The organism is Pseudomonas sp. GL-B-19 (assembly GCF_019956415.1).
Lineage (GTDB): Bacteria > Pseudomonadota > Gammaproteobacteria > Pseudomonadales > Pseudomonadaceae > Aquipseudomonas.
Genome location: NZ_JAHBDK010000018.1, coordinates 76,016 through 93,665 on the forward strand (window position 1 = coordinate 76,016; position 17,650 = coordinate 93,665).

The following is a 17,650-nucleotide window of genomic DNA, read 5'->3' on the forward strand; positions in this document are numbered from 1 at the left end:
TGCGTTTATCTGGCTGTTTCCCTACAGCGGCAGACAAACGCGAAACAATGCGCCTTCGCCAATCCGGCTCTCGACGGTGATAGTGCCGCCATGGGCAGCAACAATCTGTTCCGAAATAAACAGTCCCAGCCCCAACCCCGCCACCACGGTTTTGGCCGAAACCCGTTCAAACTGCTGAAAAATACGTTTCTGGTTCTCTTCGCCGATACCGATACCGCGATCCTGAACCTCGACGCGCGCCTGGCCGTCCTGATTGTACACGCGAACGTCGATCGGGCTGTGGGCGCCATAGCGCAACGCATTGGTCAGCAGATTGGAAATCACTTGCTCGATACGGAATTCGTCCCAGCTGCCGACCACCGGCTGCTCGGCCGTCAGCGTCACCGAAGACTCGGCGGCTTCGACCTGCGGGGTAAAGTTTTGCAGCAGGTTGCTGACCAATTGCACCAGATCAAATCGGGTGGGCCGGATCGACAGCTTGCCAGTGCGGATGCGTGACACGTCCAGCATGTCTTCGATCAGGCGGATCAGGCTTTTGATCTGCCGCTCGTCGCGGTCGACCATGGCGTGCATCTTGTCCAGCGTGAACGCCGACGCGTTATCCCGGGCGAGGTGCATCTTGCGCAACTGGGTTTCAAGGATCAGGCCATTGAGCGGCGTGCGCACTTCGTGGGCAACGATCGACATGAAGTCATCGCGCATGCGCACCGCTTGCTCCAGTTCCAGCTGAGTGCGCTGCAACTGCTTGAGCAACTCTTCTTGCTCGTGACGGCTCTGCTCCAGCGCTTCAACCTGCTGCTTCATCGCCTTGCTCTGGCGATACAGATCCACGAACACCTTGACCTTGCTCTTGACCGCATGGATATCCAGCGGCTTATGCAGGAAGTCCACTGCGCCGCTTTCGTAGCCTTTGAACGCGTAGTTCAACTCGCGACCGGCCGCACTGACAAACACGATCGGGATGTTTTTGGTTTTTTCCGTACCGCGCATCAATTCGGCCAGCTCGAAGCCATTCATACCCGGCATCTGTACATCGAGAATGGCCAGGGCGAATTCGTGCTGCAACAAGAGCGACAAGGCTTCATCGGCGGACAAGGCTTTGTAGACCAAACGGTCTTCACGCTTGATCAACGCTTCAAGCGCCAACAGGTTCTCCGGCAGATCGTCGACGATCAGCAATTTGGCTTGGATGTTACTTAACATGCTATTCGTTCCAGCTCGACAAGCAGACGGCCGATGCCGCGGACAGAGAGAATATGGTCAGGCTGCTGAATATCCAGTGCTGCCTGAGGCATGGTCGCGACCTGCGCCTCAGTCGGGTCTTGCACGATGGTCAGGCCACCGCGACGTTTAACGTGGGAAAGGCCACGGGCACCGTCGCGATTGGCCCCCGTCAGTAACACGGCGGCCAAGGCAGAACCATAAGCGTCGGCGGCGGACTCGAACAGGTAATCGATGGCGGGTCGCGAATGATGCACGCGATCTTCCAGGCTCAACGAGAAGCTGTGGTCCTGTTCCACCGACAAGTGATAACCGGGTGTGGCGAAATACAGCGTCCCGGCTTCGACCCGGGTTTTATCGGTCGCTTCCCGAACGGGCATCGAAACCCGGCGTGCAAACACCTCGGCCAACAAGCTGCGGCGCTCGTCGGGCAGGTGCAGCACCACAATGATCGGCAATGTGAAGCCTTCCCGCAGCGGGCCAAGAATAGTGAGCAACGCCTCCACTCCGCCGGCCGAAGCGCCGATCACGATAGCCTCGATTGAAGGAACATCTGCAGCGTCGCTCATGATTTTCGGTAGATCCGTTCTTGTTTGACCAGCGGTTCGAACTGGTTGCCGTAGGCCGAAAATTCCGGTGTTTCCTTACTGCCCAGCACCAGGAACCCGCGATGACAAAGGGATTCATGGAACAACCCGAACGCGCGATCCTGAAGATTCTTATTGAAATAAATCAATACATTACGGCACGAAATTAATTGAGTCTCTGAAAAGACACTGTCCGTCGCGAGGCTGTGATCGGCGAACGTCACGTTCTCGCACAGGCTTTTGTCGAAAATCGCGTAACCATAAGCCGCCGTGTAGTAGTCGGCGAATGAACACTGGCCACCCGCCTGCTGATAGTTAGAAGTGTAGGCCCGGACATTTTCCATGGAGAAAATCCCCTTCTTGGCCTTTTCCAGCGAGCGTGGGTTGATGTCGGTGGCATAAATGATGGTGCGGTCCAGCAAGCCTTCTTCGCGCAGCAGAATCGCCATCGAATAGACCTCTTCACCGGTACTGCACCCGGCAATCCAGATCTTGATCGATGGATAGGTCTTGAGCAGTGGCACCACTTCCTTGCGGATCGCAAGGAAGTGCGAAGGGTCGCGAAACATTTCACTGACCGGGATCGTCAACAATTGCAGCAATTGCATGAACGCAGCCGGATCATGCAGCACCTTTTCTTGCAGGGCCGAGATGGTGTTGCACTCGAATTGTGCCAGCGCATGATTCACCCGGCGCTTGATCGACGCGCCGGAGTAATCGCGAAAGTCGTAGCTGTACTTGAGGTAAATCGCCTCGATCAACAAGCGCAATTCGATTTCGCTATTTCGCTCCGCTGAATGAATGCGTTCCACTAAATACGTTCCATCTTCGGTAACCACACACGAATCAGCGAGAACAGGCGATCCAGGTCAATGGGCTTGGCCAGGTAATCGTTGGAGCCGGCTTGCAAGCAGCGCTCCTGATCGTCCTTCATGGCCTTGGCCGTCACTGCAATGATGGGCAGCTTGCGCCAGCGCGGGTCCTTGCGGATCTCGATAGTGGCTTCGAAGCCATCCATCTCCGGCATCATCACGTCCATCAACACCAGATCGATGTCCTCGACTTCATTCAGTCTTTCAATCGCTTCACGACCATTTCGGCCAATGACCACGACTGCGCCCTTTTGCTCCAGCGCACTGGTGAGGGCGAAGATGTTGCGAACATCGTCATCCACCAGCAGCACCTTGCGACCCTCGAAGACCTTGTCGCGGCTGCGCGCGGTCTTGAGCATCCTCTGCCGTTCATGGGACAACTTCGATTCGACTTTGTGCAGAAAGAGTGTGACCTCATCCAGCAAACGCTCGGGCGAGCGAGCGCCCTTGATGATGATCGAGCGCGAATACTTGCGAAGCTCCGCCTCTTCATCGCGGGTCAGGTTGCGCCCGGTGTAGACAATCACCGGCGGGAATGAGCAGATGTCTTCCGTGGACATGCGCTTGAGCAAGTCGTTGCCGAGCATGTCCGGCAGTTTCAGGTCGATGATCATGCAATCGAAAATCGTCGTGCGCAGCAGGTCCAGGGCGTCCTGAGCCAAGCCAACGGCAGTAATCTCGATGTCTTCGTCGCCGATGAGGCGGGCAATGCTGTCGCGCTGTACGTCGTCATCTTCCACCAGCAGCACCCGTTTGACCTTCTGAGTCAGCTTGGCTTCGAGGCGGGCGAACACATCCTTCAGTTCTTCACGAGTAGTCGGCTTGACCGCGTAACCGATGGCGCCCATGTGCATCGCGGCTTCGACCCGGTCTTCCACCGAAATGACATGAACCGGAATGTGCCGGGTTTCGGCGTGTTCTTTCAGCCGCTGCAACACGGTTAGCCCGGAATGATCCGGCAGGCGCATATCCAGCAAAATGGCGTCGGGAATAAACTCCTTGGCCAGGTCATAACCTTCGTCGGCACCGTGGGCGACCAGGCACTGATAGCCCAGCTCGTGTGCAAGGTCGTAGAGGATGTGCGCAAAGTTGGGCTCATCTTCCACCACCAGAATGCAGCGTGTGGTGAATGGCGCGTGGGTGCGGTCGTCGTTGAAGCGAGGAATATCCACCTCGGCAATCAGCGGCACCAGCGCTGCCGGTGCCACGCGGTGGGTGATTGCCACGGGAGAAGCCTTCATGGGTTCGACAGGCTCGTCTCCCGGCTCGACGTATTGCTGGGGCAAGACCAGGGTGAACACACTGCCCTGCCCCGGCTCACTGGTTACGTTGATCGAACCACCGAGCAACGCGGCCAGGTCCCGAGAAATCGACAAGCCCAGACCGGTGCCGCCGTAACGGCGATTGGTGGTGCCGTCAGCCTGGCGGAACGCTTCGAAAATGCTGTCTTGCTGCTCCTCGGCGATACCGATCCCGGAGTCGCGGATGATAAAGGCGACACCATCATTGGGCTGGGACGCCACGGTCAGGCTGACCGAGCCTTTCTCGGTGAATTTCACCGCGTTCGACAGCAGGTTTTTGATCACTTGTTCCAGACGCTGGCGGTCGGTGAAGAGCATCTTTGGCGAACCGGGTTGCGACTCGACGTGAAACGCGAGGTTCTTGTCGGTTGCCATCGGCTCGAACATCCCGCGCAAACCGTCTACCAGACGCTCGACGCTGACGTTCTCAGGACGCATCTCCAGCTTGCCGGCCTCGACCTTGGAAATATCGAGAATGTCGTTGATCAAATTAAGCAAGTCATTCCCGGCGGAATAGATCGACTCGGCGAACTTCACCTGTTCGGCAGTCAGGTTTTCCTGAGGATTTTCAGCAAGCAATTTGGCCAGGATCAACGAGCTGTTCAGCGGCGTGCGCAGTTCATGGGACATGTTGGCGAGAAACTCGGACTTGTACTTGCTGGAGCGCTGCAACTCCAGGGCGCGATCCTCAAGCTGCACCTGAGCCTGGTTCAGCTCGGTGTTTTTCAGGTCCATGGCATCGCGTTGATCCGCCAGGATCTGCGCCTGCTCGGCGAGTTGCTCGTTGGTCTGCTCCAGCTCTACCTGCTGGGTTTCCAGGTGCGCCTGGGACTCCTTGAGAATTCGCGACTGTTCTTCGAGTTCTTCGTTGGCGGTCTTGAGCTCTTCTTGTTGCACTTGCAGCTCTTCGTTGAGCTGCTGGGTTTCACCCAACACTTCCTGCAAACGTTGCCGATAACGAGCGGCTTCGATCGAGGTGCCGATGTTGCCGGCAATCAACTCAAGCAACTCGACGTCACGATCAGTCAGCGGACGCAGGAAACCCAGTTCGATCACGCCATTGACCCGCTCGTCATCACTGGTCGGCACCACGAGCACGCTATGCGGCAGGCCTTCGCCGAGGCCGGAACTGACCTTGAAGTAATCGCTCGGCACGTCATCAAGACGGATCAGGCGAGCCTGGTTCGCGACCTGACCGACAATCCCTTCATCGCTATAGATCTGCTGGTCGCGTTCTTCCTGCTCACGCGAGAAACCGTAAGATGCAATGCGGTTGAGGCCACCGTGGTCTTCGCGAACATAAATGGCGGCGACGGCGGTGCCCAGGTACTGCGCGCAGAACTGCAAAATGTTGCGGCCCAATAAATTGAGGCTCAGTTGCCCCAACACTTGCTCGGCCAGCTCGGTCTGGCCATTGCGCAGCCAGGCTTGTTGTTCCAGACGCCGGGCGCTGGCTTGCTGCGCACCTAGGTTGGCGCTGTAGTCTTGCGAAAGATTGAGCAGGTCGCGACGGCCAATATAGGCCAGCAAGGCGCTGATACCGGCGACGAATAACAGGTACAGGCCGATGCTCCAGATCGTGGTACGGCGCACATCGTCGTTGCGCGTGGCACGCAACTGCTGCTCCATGTCGATCACTTCTTCGAACTGCTTGCGAATTTCATCGGTCAGTCGCTTGCCGCGCCCGGCCTTGACCGCGGCGCGGTAATCACCGCTAGCACGCTGCAATTCGATCATCGATTGCGCGTAGTTCGTCCAGTCGGTCTGCAACGCTTGCAGACGACGCACACGATCGGTCTGCACCGGATTGTCAGCGGTGAGTTCGAGCAAGGTGTTGAGGGCGACCGTTATTCTTGGCTTGGCCGTTTCGTAGGGATCAAGAAAGTGCTCGTCACCGGTCAGCAGGTAACCGCGCATGCCGGTTTCCAGATCGACGGTCAGCTTCGATGCCTCATTGGCGTTATTGATCACCCGGTCGGTGTGTTCGACCCACTGGATCACTGACAACAGATAAGTGATCAGCGAGACAAAAAACACCGCACTGATGATGCCGACACCCAATGGCAGGCTGACGTTGCGGCTCAGGAGTTTGCGGAATCGTTGCTCATCAACTGAAGACGCAGTGGTCATGGGAAGGCCTTGTCGAACTGTTCGAAATGATGGAGTCTGCCCCAAATAAGGCGTATTGATCCAATTTTCTGCCGCGTATCAAGGTAAATCCCCGCATTTAGCTGCGCGAGCGCAAAGGGAGCGGTTATCCTTGCCATCCTTGAACCGTTGTTCTTTTTTGCGCAACGTTGGGAACTTGTCGGGACCCGCCACTTGCTCATGCAAGAGCCCCGCAACTTTATTGACCGGCACCCTGAATTCATTCTTTGAGAGCTCCCACTATGTCCGCCGACGCATCCATCATATTAGTAGTCGAAGACGATGCCATTGTGCGCATGCTGATCGTTGACGTGCTAGAGGAGCTGGAGTTCAAAGTACTTGAGGCAGATGGCAGCGAAAAGGCGCTGGAATTTCTCAACGACGAAGACCAGTACATCGATTTGATGATGACCGATGTCGGCTTGCCCGTGATGGACGGACGAGAACTGGCCGTTCAGGCAAGGATGCTGCGCCCTGAACTGCCCATCCTGTTCGCCAGCGGTTACGCCGAAAGCATTGAAGTGCCTGCTGACATGCACGTGATCGGCAAACCGTTCTCGATCGATCAGCTACGCGACAAGGTCAAGTCCATGCTCGACAGCCAGGCCTGAGTCCCTCGTTTCACCCTTCTCTACTACCCGCACCAAGGAATACCCGTTAATGAGTCAGCCCCGCGCAACCAAAGTCCTGGTCATTGGTTACGTCTGGCCCGAGCCGCGCTCTTCAGCGGCCAGCGGGCATGTGATGCAAATCCTCGATACGTTGTTGCAGCAAGGTTGGGACATTACCTTCAGCAGCCCGGCCGGCACCGGTGAACACCGGGCGGACCTGACGGCGCTGGGTATTCGTGAAGTGGCAATCGAATTGAACAACAGCAGCTTCGACACGTTTATCAGTGAACTGGCACCGGATATCGTGCTGTTCGATCAGTTCATGATGGAAGAACAATTCGGCTGGCGCGTTGAAAAACACTGCCCAGACGCCTTGCGTGTGCTTGAGACGTCGGATTTGCAAAGCCTGCGCCATGCCCGGCATCAACGGCTTAAAGAGCGTTTGAAAGACCGCGATGACGCCAATGACTTCAGCGAGTTGTTTGCTCCGGCATTGCGTGAAGAGTTCGAGTTAATGGCTGATACAGACCTGGCCAAACGAGAGATCGCCGCGCTGTATCGTTGCGATTTGAACCTGATGATCTCCGAAGTGGAAATCGAATTGCTGGTCGAGCAGTTCAAACTGCCGCGCAACTCGTTGCACTGGTGTCCGTTGATGGTCGATCTGCCGAGTGCGCCGCCAACGGCGTTTGCAGACCGCGCGCATTTTTTGAGTATCGGCAACTTTCGCCATGCGCCGAACTGGGATGCCGTGCTCTGGATGAAAACGGCCATCTGGCCGCTGATCCGCGAGCAGTTGCCCACGGCGCAGTTGCATATCTACGGCGCTTACACACCGCCCAAGGCCACCGCGCTTCATAACCCGGCGCAGGGCTTTCATGTAATGAACTGGGCTGAAGACGCCTTGCAAGTAATGTCGGCAGCACGGGTGTGTCTGGCACCGCTGCGGTTCGGGGCGGGCATCAAAGGCAAGATCGTCGACGCCATGCTGTGTGGCACGCCGAATGTCACGACGCCGATTGGCGCAGAAGCCATGCACGGGGTAGAAGCGTGGCCGGGCGCGGTGGCCAGAACGGCACAGGCGTTCGCCGATGATGCCGTGCAACTCTATAAAGACGAAACCCGGTGGTTGCAGGCGCAGGCATCAGGGTTTGAATTATTGAATACTCGTTATCTGTCAGCTACACACGGCCCTGCATTGATCGCCAAACTCAACGATTGCCGGCAGCATCTTTGCGCTATTCGAAGAAACAACTTCATCGGCAGTATGCTGCGTCATCACCAGCATAAAAGCACTCAATACATGTCGCAGTGGATCGAAGCCAAGAACAGACATAAAGAAGACGCCTGACTATTAAACAAACCCTCTACGCCCATACATTTTTAGCATCAAGCCTTATTTGGCTATCGCCTGGCATGAGGTTATAAGTATTTGCCATCGCTCAGAACGTTACGACCAACAACTTGAGCAAATTACTTATTACCCATGCAAGGAAGCTATATGAGTAATACCCATCTAAACACCCTGTCAAACTCCATCTATGACACTGTGGATTTCACGCCAAGCCGCTGGATGAGCGACACTCCGATTATTGATAACTTATCGTTTGCCGACTTGGTATTACCCGGCGCCCACAATGCCGGCGTAGATAAAAAAGCATCTTATGCAGCACCGGGCATAAGTCACTGGACGTCCTGTCAGAGCAATAGCTTTTACTATCAATTGACCCAAGGTGCGCGCGCACTCGACCTGAGGCTTGAATACGAGGTTTCCCAAAAAGGCGTCGCTACGTTCTGGTTCCATCACAACGGCTTTCGCTCGTCCCGTTCGCTGGAAAACCTGGTGACGAGTGTGATCCGCTTTCTTCAGGAGAACCCCGACGAATTCATCTTGCTGGACTTTCACGAGTTGTCGTCCGACAAACCGCCTTTCAATTTCAAGGAGTTGAACAGGTTTCTGCTGACACATTTGGGAAACCGGATGATCCCCTACAGCAATGCTTTCCTGACGCTTGGACAACTTAGGCAAGCCAGCTACGCACAACGAGTGCTGGTGGCAACCGAGCGTCATCCGGACATGGACTCGTCGTGGTTTTGTCGAAAAATCGAGCACAAGTGGAGTGGTATTGCGACCACCAGCATTAGTGAACTGACCACGCATATCACGCAGGTCATGAAGTACCCGCCTCGCGGGTTGCCATGGTCGCTTTCCGCCACCAGTTACAGTGCCTTAGGCGGCCCGGTGAACATCAGGCAGCAGCTGGACGACTGGTTTGATCCCGCTGGCCGTGACTGGGTCCTGAAAAGCAGCATTATTAATGCAGATTTTTTTGAAACATCGAAACTGGTGCAACATTGCCGGATGGCAAGTGTGATCAAAGCGAACAACGACGCTTGATGCGTGCCAATCAGGCATGGATTGAACGTGCCATACATTCGCTATGTTTATAAAATTGTTTCAAGCGCTGGCAACCGTGCGTTTGTCTTCTATTGTTGTTTTACCGATAGTACTTCCCCCACGGACGGGGCGAAATCATAAACAGGATTGACAATGACAAGGCATACAAAAGGGAATTTTGATAAACATAAATGGATGAGCAATACCCTCGACATCAATCGCCTGAAACTGACCGACATCGTCTGGCCCGGCGCTCATAATGCGGGCATGGATAAACAGGCGCCCAACTATGATGTGCTTATTGGTAACTGGACCACCTGTCAGAACGACTCGTTCGCCTGGCAACTTGCGAATGGTGCAAGAGCGTTTGATATCCGTCTCGGTTATACCCAGGGTCATGATCAATCGATTTTCTATTTCCATCATAACGGCTACCAATCGCACCGCGTCCTCGAGGAATTGATCAGAGCCGTAACAACGTTTCTCGATCAAAATCCGGATGAGTTCATCGTCTTCGACTTCCACCAACTGGGAGACGGGACCAAACCCTTTGACTATCAGAAGCTGAATAACCTTCTGGTCCGTCGACTTGGCCAGCGGATCATTGCGCCTACCCATGCCACAAGCACGTTGGGTGAACTCAAGCGTCTCAGTGCGAGCCACAGGATTGTGCTGGCGGCACCCAAGGTTCCAGAGCTGAACGCTGACTACTTCTGGCCGCGCATCCCGCACAAGTGGAACGCTACCCGTTTCAATGACGCCGACGATCTGAAACGCCTTATCGCCAGCACACTCGAAAATGCGCCTTACGAAACGTTCCTGTGGTCGTTGTCAGCTACTAGCTATGCGTTTCTGGGCGGCCCCCAGGACATCAAGAACCACATCAACGACTGGTTCAACCCATCCCGGGACTGGGTGACACGTTGCAGCATTATCAATATCGATTTCTTCGACGAGTCAGAGATCGTTCGTTACTGCTGGATGGCCACGAGCATGAAAGCCGTTTACGGTCGTGCCTTGCATGACCTGTCGGCGACATCCTGACGCCAGTGCGCGCACTACACGCTGGTATTCCAAGCTTGGATAGATGCATGATCGCGCCCTTCACAGCAAGCCAATGAACGCTATCAACAGCATGTCGCAACCCTTTAAAGAGCGAGCAATTATGTATCTGGTGTGTGGCGAAGCGCTGTTCGATTTCTTCAGTGAAGAGGATGCCAGCGGTCTGGCTTCAAAAGTGAATTTCAAGGCGATTGCCGGCGGTTCACCGTTCAACGTCGCGGTTGGTTTACGCCGCTTGGGCGTGGACGCGGCGTTGTTTGCCGGGTTGTCCACCGACTACCTCGGCCGGCGTTTACAACAAGTGCTGAAGGATGAAGGCGTGCGCACGGATTTTCTGGTGGACTTCGCCGCCCCCACCACATTGGCGATGGTTGCAGTGCGCGCCAATGGCTCGCCGCATTACAGCTTTCGCGGTGAAGGCTGCGCGGATCGTCAGTTGAAACCGGAACACCTGCCGGAATTGGGGCCTGAAGTGCGCGGCTTGCACATCAGTTCATTTTCATTGGTCGTGCAACCGATTGCCGACACGTTACTGGCGCTGGTGCAGCGCGAAAGCGGCAAACGCCTGATCAGCCTCGACCCGAATGTGCGGCTCAATCCTGAACCGAACATCGACCTGTGGCGCTCGCGGATTGCGACGTTGGTGGAATACGCCGACCTGATCAAAGTCAGCGATGAGGATTTGAGCCTGTTGTATCCCGAGGAAGACCCGCAGCGCGTGATCGAAGGCTGGCTGCAGCATCGCTGTCAGCTGGTATTCCTGACCCGTGGTGGCGAGGGTGCGACAGTGTTTAGCCATGTGCATGGTTCGTGGTCGGTGCCGGCCAGTCCGGTGAAGATTGCCGATACGGTGGGGGCTGGCGATACGTTCCAGGCGGCGTTGATTACCTGGTTGACAGAGCAGCAGCTGGATTCGGTGGAAGGTGTGCAATCGCTGAGCCGCGAGCACATCGACAGCATGTTGAAGTTTGCGGTGCAGGCGGCGGCGCTGACGTGCAGCAAGACCGGGCCGGATTTGCCGTATCGGCATCAACTGGATCTTCGCTGAATGTGAGGCCCTCATCGTCGGAACGCCGCCCGGAGCCGGCTCGCTCCCACATTGGATCGTTGTCGAACACAAAATCTGTGTTCACCGCAGCTCCCACATTTTGATCTTGATCAGGCACAGATTGGGTGACCGCAGCTGATCCCCTGTGGGAGCGAGCCTGCTCGCGATGGCGGTGCCAAAGACACCGCCCACCTCCAGTTCCTCGCCACATCGAGACCGACACTCCGAGCTTTCCAGCAAAAACATAAAGAAATATCCCCTGTATTCATTGGCCAAAACCGTGCCACCAAGGGTTCTCCCAATGACCGGACACCCGCCCGCCTACGCCATTTGCGCCTTGAACGAGGCGGTTTAATCCTGCACCATCCGCCCCAGCTTATCCAAAGGACGGAATTCAAAGCATGCTGGACGCTAACGCAGCCCATATTTCCCTCACGCTCAAAGGCGTGTCCGCTGACCTGCAAGTGCTCAGTTTCGTGGGCCGTGAAGCCCTCAACCAGCCGTTCTGTTTCGACATCGAACTGGTCAGCACCCGCCCCGACCTGAAACTCGAAGAGATCCTGCACAAACCCGGTTGCCTGATCTTCGGTGCAACCGGCAAAGGCCTCATCCACGGCCTGGTCTATCGCATCGAGCAAGGCGACTCGGGTAAAAAACTGACCCGCTACAGCATCAGCCTGTGCCCGCAACTGGCCTACCTGCGCCACAACCACGACCAGCAAATATTCCAGCAGTTAAGTATCCCGAAGATCATCGCCCAGGTCCTGGAAGCGCGCGGCATCCTCGCTGACGCCTACAGCTTCCAGCTCGGCGCGAACTACCCGGATCGCGATTACTGCGTGCAGTACGACGAATCCGACCTGCATTTCATCCAGCGCCTGTGCGAAGAAGAAGGCATCCACTTCCACTTCCAGCACAGCGCGAGCCGGCACAAAATCGTCTTCGGCGATAACCAGACCGTGTTCCGCAAACTAGCGCCCGTGGCCTACCAGCAAGACTCCGGCATGGCCGCCGAGAAAACGGTGATCAAACGCTTCAACCTGCGCCTGGAAACCCGCACCAGCCGCGTCAGCCGCCGCGACTACGACTTCGAAAAACCGCGCATCTTGCCCGAAGGCGCCGCCAAGAGCGGAGTCGCCCCGGACCTCGAAGACTACGATTACCCCGGCCACTTCCTCACCCGCGAGCGCGGCAAACAGCTGGCGACCCGCGCGCTGGAACGCCATCGCAGCGACTACAAACTCGCCGAAGGCAAAGGTGACGAGCCCACGTTGGTCAGCGGCCACTTCATGGCCCTCAGCGAACACCCGCGCGCCGAGTGGAACGACCTCTGGCTGCTGCTGGAAGTCGTCCACGAAGGCAAACAGCCGCAAGTACTCGGCGAGAACATCACCAGCGACGTCACCCACAACAAAGACGATTTCCATCAGGGCTATCGCAACCGCTTCCTCGCCACGCCATGGGACGCGCACTACCGCCCTGCCCTCGAACACCCGAAACCCAAAGTCCTCGGCAGCCAGACCGCCATCGTCACCGGACCACCGGGCGAAGAAATCCATTGCGACGAATACGGTCGCGTCAAAGTGCAATTCTTCTGGGACCGCGACGGCCAGGCCAACGACAAAACCAGCTGCTGGCTGCGCGTCGCCACCGGCTGGGCCGGCAATGCCTACGGCGGCATCGCCATCCCGCGCGTCGGCATGGAAGTACTCGTCACCTTCCTCGAAGGCGACCCCGACCAACCGCTGGTCACCGGCTGCCTGTACCACAAGGAAAACCTCGTCCCTTACGACCTGCCCGCGAACAAAACCCGCAGCACCTTCAAAACCTTCAGCTCACCGGGCGGCAAGGGCTACAACGAATTTCGCATCGAAGACAAAAAAGGCGCGGAACAGATCTACCTGCACGCCCAGCGCGACTGGGATGAAAACATCGAACACGACCAGAAAATCCGCATTGGCAACGAGCGGCACGACACAGTCGAGGCCAACGTCTTCAGCGAGTTCAAGGTTGAAGAACACCGCATCACCCACCTGGATCGCAAGACCGAAGCGCGGGCCGATGATCACCTGACTGTGTCGGCGACCCAGCATGTGAAGGTCGGCACGGCGCAGTTTGTCGAGGCGGGTGAAGAGATTCACTACAACGCTGGCGACAAGGTGGTTGTTGAAGGCGGGATGGAACTGACGGCCAAGGCTGGCGGGAGTTTCGTCAAGGTGGATGCCGGGGGTGTGACGATCAGTGGGGCTGAGGTGAAGACCAATTCGGGTGGGGCGCCGGGTTCGGGGAGTGGGATTCAGATTCTTGCGCCGATAATCCCGGGCGTGGCCGCCGCAGCCGCTGCGGGAAAATTGTTGAGTGCACCTCCCGTGAAGGAACTGAGCACTCCTCCTCTGGAGGAAGAAGAGCTTGAGGAAGAGGAAGAAGAGGAGGAGGTCGGGGAGGAGGAAATTACTTTGCGGGTTGGGGTGTTCTTCGATGGGACGGGCAACAACCGGAACAATAGCGAGCGGGTGTTTGGCTGCTTTGCGCCGGACGTGAATCTGGAGGAATCGGCTGAGGATATTCGTCAGTTCTGTGCGGCTCATGGTTATGATGGCAAGGGAAGTTCACCGGATAACAGCTATGGGAATGATGTCAGTAACGTGGCCAGGCTGTATGACCTTTATGATAACCAAGTGAATAAAACGCTGCCCATCGATACCAAAACGGCCAGCCTGCGAGTTTATGTGGATGGGATAGGTACCAGCAGTACTGCCGAGGATTCAACCTTTTCGCAAGGTACAGGTTTAGGTGCACAGGGCGTCAGAGCGCGGGTTGAAGAAACACCGGCGTTACTTGTTAACGCTCTGCGGGCCTTTGGGGCAAACAACCCAGATAAACGTGTTGGCCGGATCGAATTCGATATTTTTGGGTTCAGTCGCGGTTCCGCAGCAGCACGGGATTTTGCCAATGAAGTCCTCAAGGGCGAAGGAAGCATTCTGGCTAAAGCGATCCCCGTTGGTACTCCCGGGTTAGCGTACAGCTTTGCCTGGAAGCCACATACCAATGTGTCAATAAATTTCATTGGCGTTTACGACACGGTCGCGGCTATTGCCAATCCGCTGGTAGGGGACTGGACTGGAAATAACGCTTATAACCCGGGGATCAATATCCATCTGGCACCTGACGCGGCCAAGAAGGTCGTCCAATTGGTCGCTCGAAATGAACGCCGTTATAACTTTGCCCTCAACAGTCTTGGCTCGGCCGATATTGTCCTGCCAGGTGTGCATTCGGACTTGGGTGGTGGCTATTTACCTAAAGCAATGGAACGCATCCTGCTCAGCAAACCCCGTAAAAGCGCGGTCGAAGAAAGGGCATCTTTCGCTGAAGCCAACAGTTACAAACGTGCCCAGCAAGACTTGCGTCGACTTCAAGATCAACTGGCCCAATATAATCTTTCTTTAGAAGTCCGGACCTGGGAAGTTCCGTTTCGCACTACAGAGAAAAATAATAGCAAAGACATGAAATACGTTTATGCCGCAGTTAGCAGCCAGCGCGAAGTTCGCAGTGAGTTGTCCTTGATTTACTTTCGAATCATGCGCGAACTGGCCGTGGAAAATGGAGTGCCGTTTGGCGAGATTGATGAAGGTGAACCACGACTTTCGTTACCTGCAGAACTCGTGCCCATCTCCGAAAAATTGATGGCATACGCTCAGGGGAAAAGAAAAATAGCCGGGCTAACCTCGCAGGAGGAGGAGCTGTTGTTCCAGCGTTACGTTCATCTATCGGATAACTGGAACGCGGCCAAAAATCGCAACAATAGCGACTTGGATATCGTTTTCATCAATCGACCAGACGAAAATTCTAAGCGCACGGTGCACCCGAATGAGTAATTTTATACGTATCGTTATAGCCGCTTTTCTGCTCAGTGGCTGCAGTGTTGCTAGCAGCCAGTCAATGCCTTACAAGTCCTGGTTTATAGGATTTTCGGCCCCCGACTACATGGAAGTTTGGATCGAAACAGCCGATGTCGTCGATATTCAAGACCATGTATATCCACGTGCGATGAGTGGTGTTGCCTCCATGTTAAAGCCTCCGAACAATTCCGGCGACCCGCGAGGCTGGCCTAAAAGAGCCGCTATCGGCGGCGGCAAGCGTGTGACGGGAGCCGACTTACCGAATCAAATCTATGTTCGTTGGCAATCGCTGGTCGAACCGCAAACCTACCTGATGGTGATTAAAATCCCCGAAGCCACTCGGGAGATCATGCGCAAGGGGGAGAAAGCTTTCTGTAAATTTGATGGAAAATGGATCACAGGATATCGCGATTCGATCGATATAGGGTTGGCTCCTGGAGGCATTGCTAAAGTCTGGGTGGGCGGTTCCTGTCTGCCACCGATCGAAGTGACTACGGTAAAAGCCGTGATTGATCCACGTGGCCCGTATGAAGGTAAGTCTGGCGGTCACCACCGACCCCTTTCTCCCACTTCCAAAGCTTACGTTGAGAAGTTTGGCGTGCCATATGAGTCTTGGAAATGACAGAGCAAAGCAGTCTGATGAATAGTTTCTTGCGAACTACGATTTGCGCATTTTTGCTCAGTGGTTGCACATCTGCTAACAGCCAGTCAATGCCTTACAAATCCTGGTACTTGGGGTTCTCGGCCCCCGCTTACATGGAAGTTTGGATCGAAACCGCCGACGTGGTCGATATTCAGGATCACGTATACCCACGTGCGATGAGTGGAGTTGCCTCTATGCTAAAGCCTCCCAACAATTCCGGCGACCCGCGAGGTTGGCCGAAAAGAGCTGGTTGGGGGAAAGGTAAGTACGTAACAGGGGCAGACTTGCCCAAACAGATCTATGTCCGCTGGCAGTCGCTGGTTGAGCCGCAAACTTATCAGATGGTGATTAACATACCCGAGGCGACGCGGGAGATCATGCGCAAGGGCGAAAAGGTTTTCTGCACCGCCGACGGGAAATGGATCACCGGATATCGTAAGGCAATCGCTATAAGATTGGTCCCCGGAGGCATTGCTAAAGTCTGGGTAACCGGTCCATGCATGACACCGATCGAGGTGACTACGGTAAAAGCCGTAATTGATCCACGTGGGCCATATGAAGGGGAATCAGGGGGGAAACACCGCCCTCTGTCAGCGGTATCAAAAGCCTACGTCGAAAAATTCGGTGTGCCTTATGGCTCTTGGTAATTCGTGACGCAATACAAAATCCAGCGCCTACGAGCGCTGGATTTTTCTATCATAGGTCAGCCGTCAGACCGGCGCTTTCCACCCCATCATCCGTTGCTGAGCAACCGCTAACAGGTCATACCCATCCTGCGCCAGCAAATAAAGCGCATGAGTAATGTGCGGTATATCTTGAACATCGCCGTGCTTGAAGCATTGGCAATGAAGCGTTTCAAGTAGCTGGCTGGAGGCTCGTACTCGCTGTAATGCGGCTTCGAGAATGTCTTGGGGGTTGGCTTCGGTGTCGATCACCAAAGGACTTGAATCAGTAACGCCGCTGTTGAGTGAACGATAGCGATCTGGAAAAGGTTTAAAAGTTGGCATATTAATTACTCGATGGTTAATAAGTAACGCCAGCACCGTGACCAAACGATGGGAGGCGGCTGTGTACAGGCTTGGTCAACCGATACCATCAAATCGGTTCGCCCGAAGGCGTCCAGCACACAGCCACCATTGCAACGCACTACGAGGACTTGGATGTCCGCAGGGCGAATGATGGCACACATATGTGAGATGGCATCAGGTGACCAAACCCGATCGCTGATTTTGCAGCGAAGCCAAACAGTAATCGCTACACCCCAGCAGGCGAAAGTCGACAAGTCACCTGACCCTGTAGGACCAAGCCGAAGATGCCGTAGAAGCTTTCCTGACGAAACATCCGACAGACGTTTCTCCTGTCGCGACAGGCGGCATTCAGCCGGGTTAACCCTCTCTTAACGTTAAGGTCCAAAATTCTACTGGACCGCACGCCCTCAGACGCTTCTGACGCCCAGTGCGGCAGGCTCGACGTTTATCGTCGAGCTGATTTTCCGCCTGCACTGGAGATCGTCACATGAACACCCGCATGTTGCTCCTTGCCTCTGCCCTCACCTGCACCGCGTTTACCGGACTTGCCCAGGCCTACGACACATCCACGCCCACATCTACTTCCAATGCCACTCCTTATCAATACGGCATGCAGCTGAATGTGGGCAAAGTCGTGTCCCTGACAGAACCGATAACCGATGAATGCAAGGTGGTTATCGCCGACATGAAGTACATCGATAAATCCGGCAAGCCTGAAGAAATCACCTACAGGAAGCTTTCTGACGCGTGCAGTTACTACAACTGACGGAAACGTCTGATTCGAAACCGGACGGTTTTACTGTGAGGGTTCTGGCGTTATGCTTGAGCGCCT

General features: G+C 55.5%; 14 protein-coding genes. 9 read left to right on the top strand and 5 right to left on the bottom strand.

The annotated features are described in order from the left end of the window. Window positions 1–21: 21 nt before the first annotated feature. From KGB06_RS05830 to KGB06_RS05845, 4 genes are read right to left on the bottom strand one after another with little or no spacing between them, the layout of a single operon-like run. Window positions 22–1,203, bottom strand: coding sequence for a hybrid sensor histidine kinase/response regulator (locus tag KGB06_RS05830; protein ID WP_223512527.1), 1,182 nt, complete (start codon window positions 1,201–1,203; stop codon window positions 22–24). Continuing rightward, a complete protein-coding gene (locus KGB06_RS05835) occupies window positions 1,197–1,790 on the bottom strand; it encodes a chemotaxis protein CheB (protein ID WP_223512529.1) in 594 nt (197 codons plus the stop codon). Before KGB06_RS05835 ends, KGB06_RS05830 begins: the two co-directional genes overlap by 7 nt. Further along, window positions 1,787–2,620, bottom strand: a complete 834-nt coding sequence (locus KGB06_RS05840) for a CheR family methyltransferase (protein ID WP_223512532.1) — start codon at window positions 2,618–2,620, stop codon at window positions 1,787–1,789. Before KGB06_RS05840 ends, KGB06_RS05835 begins: the two co-directional genes overlap by 4 nt. Beyond that, complete coding sequence (locus tag KGB06_RS05845; protein WP_223512535.1) at window positions 2,620–6,111, bottom strand: response regulator; 3,492 nt, start codon at window positions 6,109–6,111, stop codon at window positions 2,620–2,622. The genes KGB06_RS05840 and KGB06_RS05845 overlap by 1 nt, the downstream gene beginning before the upstream one ends. A 260-nt stretch (window positions 6,112–6,371) precedes the next feature. Between KGB06_RS05845 and KGB06_RS05850 the strand changes: the two genes are divergently transcribed. The 8 genes from KGB06_RS05850 (at window position 6,372) to KGB06_RS05885 (ending at window position 16,437) form a co-directional block, all read left to right on the top strand. After that, the gene (locus KGB06_RS05850; protein ID WP_223512538.1) at window positions 6,372–6,740 is read left to right on the top strand and encodes a response regulator; all 369 of its coding nucleotides are present in this window, start codon (window positions 6,372–6,374) and stop codon (window positions 6,738–6,740) included. A 49-nt stretch (window positions 6,741–6,789) separates the two neighbouring features. Next, window positions 6,790–8,091, top strand: a complete 1,302-nt coding sequence (locus KGB06_RS05855; protein WP_223512540.1) for a glycosyltransferase — start codon at window positions 6,790–6,792, stop codon at window positions 8,089–8,091. A 150-nt stretch (window positions 8,092–8,241) separates the two neighbouring features. Continuing rightward, window positions 8,242–9,138: a phospholipase gene (locus KGB06_RS05860; RefSeq protein ID WP_223512543.1), complete on the top strand. Its 897-nt coding sequence runs from the start codon at window positions 8,242–8,244 to the stop codon at window positions 9,136–9,138. 153 nt (window positions 9,139–9,291) lie between these two features. Continuing rightward, window positions 9,292–10,182: a phospholipase gene (locus tag KGB06_RS05865; RefSeq protein WP_223512548.1), complete on the top strand. Its 891-nt coding sequence runs from the start codon at window positions 9,292–9,294 to the stop codon at window positions 10,180–10,182. Between the two features lie 121 nt (window positions 10,183–10,303). Continuing rightward, the gene (locus tag KGB06_RS05870; protein ID WP_223512553.1) at window positions 10,304–11,248 is read left to right on the top strand and encodes a carbohydrate kinase family protein; all 945 of its coding nucleotides are present in this window, start codon (window positions 10,304–10,306) and stop codon (window positions 11,246–11,248) included. Between the two features lie 401 nt (window positions 11,249–11,649). Beyond that, a complete protein-coding gene (gene tssI / locus KGB06_RS05875; RefSeq protein ID WP_223512558.1) occupies window positions 11,650–15,123 on the top strand; it encodes a type VI secretion system tip protein TssI/VgrG in 3,474 nt (1,157 codons plus the stop codon). Then, complete coding sequence (locus tag KGB06_RS05880) at window positions 15,116–15,769, top strand: DUF2931 family protein (protein ID WP_223512560.1); 654 nt, start codon at window positions 15,116–15,118, stop codon at window positions 15,767–15,769. Before tssI ends, KGB06_RS05880 begins: the two co-directional genes overlap by 8 nt. A 17-nt stretch (window positions 15,770–15,786) precedes the next feature. After that, window positions 15,787–16,437: a DUF2931 family protein gene (locus tag KGB06_RS05885; RefSeq protein WP_223512696.1), complete on the top strand. Its 651-nt coding sequence runs from the start codon at window positions 15,787–15,789 to the stop codon at window positions 16,435–16,437. Between the two features lie 63 nt (window positions 16,438–16,500). Here the strand turns inward: KGB06_RS05885 and KGB06_RS05890 are convergent, their stop codons facing one another. Then, entirely contained in the window at window positions 16,501–16,797 is a 297-nt protein-coding gene (locus KGB06_RS05890) for a hypothetical protein (protein WP_223512563.1), read from the bottom strand. Window positions 16,798–17,305: 508 nt separating this feature from the next. Between KGB06_RS05890 and KGB06_RS05895 the strand changes: the two genes are divergently transcribed. Continuing rightward, on the top strand, window positions 17,306–17,584 hold the full coding sequence (locus KGB06_RS05895; RefSeq protein WP_223512565.1) for a DUF2790 domain-containing protein: 279 nt from the start codon (window positions 17,306–17,308) through the stop codon (window positions 17,582–17,584). The last annotated feature ends 66 nt before the right edge of the window (window positions 17,585–17,650 follow it).

Bases quoted from the DNA above. Each gene is read 5' to 3' on its own strand.
- KGB06_RS05830 (WP_223512527.1), bottom strand. From the start codon at position 1,203: ATGTTAAGTAACATCCAAGCCAAATTGCTGATCGTCGACGATCTGCCG.
- KGB06_RS05835 (WP_223512529.1), bottom strand. From the start codon at position 1,790: ATGAGCGACGCTGCAGATGTTCCTTCAATCGAGGCTATCGTGATCGGC.
- KGB06_RS05845 (WP_223512535.1), bottom strand. From the start codon at position 6,111: ATGACCACTGCGTCTTCAGTTGATGAGCAACGATTCCGCAAACTCCTG.
- KGB06_RS05850 (WP_223512538.1), top strand. From the start codon at position 6,372: ATGTCCGCCGACGCATCCATCATATTAGTAGTCGAAGACGATGCCATT.
- KGB06_RS05855 (WP_223512540.1), top strand. From the start codon at position 6,790: ATGAGTCAGCCCCGCGCAACCAAAGTCCTGGTCATTGGTTACGTCTGG.
- KGB06_RS05860 (WP_223512543.1), top strand. From the start codon at position 8,242: ATGAGTAATACCCATCTAAACACCCTGTCAAACTCCATCTATGACACT.
- KGB06_RS05865 (WP_223512548.1), top strand. From the start codon at position 9,292: ATGACAAGGCATACAAAAGGGAATTTTGATAAACATAAATGGATGAGC.
- KGB06_RS05870 (WP_223512553.1), top strand. From the start codon at position 10,304: ATGTATCTGGTGTGTGGCGAAGCGCTGTTCGATTTCTTCAGTGAAGAG.
- tssI (WP_223512558.1), top strand. From the start codon at position 11,650: ATGCTGGACGCTAACGCAGCCCATATTTCCCTCACGCTCAAAGGCGTG.
- KGB06_RS05880 (WP_223512560.1), top strand. From the start codon at position 15,116: ATGAGTAATTTTATACGTATCGTTATAGCCGCTTTTCTGCTCAGTGGC.
- KGB06_RS05885 (WP_223512696.1), top strand. From the start codon at position 15,787: ATGAATAGTTTCTTGCGAACTACGATTTGCGCATTTTTGCTCAGTGGT.
- KGB06_RS05890 (WP_223512563.1), bottom strand. From the start codon at position 16,797: ATGCCAACTTTTAAACCTTTTCCAGATCGCTATCGTTCACTCAACAGC.
- KGB06_RS05895 (WP_223512565.1), top strand. From the start codon at position 17,306: ATGAACACCCGCATGTTGCTCCTTGCCTCTGCCCTCACCTGCACCGCG.